Source organism: Corynebacterium sp. (genome assembly GCF_012837295.1).
Classification (GTDB): Bacteria; Actinomycetota; Actinomycetes; order Mycobacteriales; family Mycobacteriaceae; genus Corynebacterium.
Genome location: NZ_DURI01000316.1, coordinates 1 through 1,649, shown reverse-complemented (window position 1 = coordinate 1,649; position 1,649 = coordinate 1). Strand labels below are relative to the sequence as shown.

At 66.3% G+C, this 1,649-nt stretch carries 2 protein-coding genes; both read left to right on the top strand.

Annotated features, from left to right (window positions below; translation table 11 throughout):
• Positions 1-1,500, top strand: a 1,500-nt coding sequence (locus GX015_RS10315; RefSeq protein WP_291344938.1) for a sodium-dependent transporter, incomplete at its 5' end; no start/stop codon positions are given.
• Positions 1,501-1,503: 3 nt separating this feature from the next.
• Positions 1,504-1,649, top strand: a 146-nt coding sequence (metS, locus tag GX015_RS10310) for a methionine/alanine import NSS transporter subunit MetS (RefSeq protein WP_291344940.1), incomplete at its 3' end; no start/stop codon positions are given.

Genomic DNA, 1,649 nt, shown 5'->3' with positions numbered 1-1,649 from the left:
GGCCACCGCTTCCGCGGTTCCGCCCCGAAGGTTTTCCGCCGCATCAAGCCCTGGGCCGAGCCGCTCGGCTGGATCCAGGTCGGCGTGGCCTTCTTCATCACCATCTACTACTCGGTGATCATCGCCTGGGCCTTCATGTATTCGTGGAAGTCCATCGGCAAGGTCTGGGGCGACGACCCCGACGCCCACTTCAACAACGACTTCCTCCAGGTCGACGCCACGTCGGTGACCTCGCTGGACTTCGTGTGGCCCATCGCCATCGTCCTGCTGCTCGTGTGGGTCGGCGTCCTGGCCGTGCTCGCGCTGGGCGTGGACAAGGGCATCGGCCGCACCTCTCTGATCTTCATCCCGCTGCTCGCGGTCCTGTTCATCGCCCTCGTGATCTACGCGTTGACCCTCGACGGCGCCGCGGCCGGGCTCGACGCATTCTTCACCCCGAACTGGGAGGCGCTCGGCGACTCCTCGGTGTGGATCGCCGCCTACGGCCAGATCTTCTTCTCGCTGTCCGTTGCCTTCGGCATCATGCTGACCTACGCGTCCTACCTGAAGCCGCGCTCCAACCTGTCCAGCTCCGCGCTGGTCACCGCCTTCGCCAACTCCTCCTTCGAGGTCCTGGCCGGCATCGGCGTCTTCGCCACCCTCGGATTCATGGCCACCCAGGCCGGCGTCGGCGTCGGCGACGTCGTCTCCGGCGGCATCGGCCTCGCCTTCGTCGCCTTCCCGTCGGTCATCTCGCAGATGCCCGACGTCATCGGCCCGATCTTCGGCGTCCTGTTCTTCCTGTCGCTGGCCATCGCCGGCTTCACGTCGCTGATGTCGCTGCTCGAGGTCGTCATCTCCGCAGTGCAGGACAAGCTCAAACTGGCCCGCGTTCCGGCCACCCTGGGCATCGGCGGCCTGATGGCCGTGCTGTCCCTGATCCTGTTCCCGACCACGTCGGGCCTGGTGACCCTGGACATCATGGACAAGTTCACCAACAACATCGGGATCGTAGGCGTCGCCTTGATCAGCATCGTCGTCCTCGATTGGATCATGCGCCGCATGGACGAGTTCGGCCTGCACCTCAACGCCGTGTCCTCGTTCAAGGTCGGCACGCTGTGGCGCATCTTCGTCGTCAACGTCACGCCCATCATCCTGGGCATGATCCTGTTCAACGAGGTCCGCGGACTGCTCACCGAAAACTACGGCGACTACTCCGACACCCAGATCAACGTCTTCGGCTGGGGCGTCATCGGCATCATCTTCTTCGGCTCGCTGGTGCTCACGGTCCTGCCGTGGCGCGGCCGCCACTCGCTCAGCGGCCCGCCCGGCACCGACTTCGGCGTCACGCCCGCGTCGCGCCAGCGCACCCACCTGCCCCGCAAGGCCTCCACCGGCGATCCCATCGCCGCCGAGGACGCGCACACCGGTGCGCCCACCACCACCGCCGTTGCGGACTCCCCCGCCGGCCACGGATCCACCGCGGCATCCGCCGCGAACACCGACTACCGGGAGGAGTAGACCATGTCCGGAATCGCGATCGTCATGATGGCGCTGTTCATCCTGATCATCTGGGGAGGATTCATCCTCGCCGTCATCAACCTGACCCGCCACCCCGACGACACGTCGGGCGAACTGGCCGACGCCCCCCACGCCGCCAACGAAGTGCT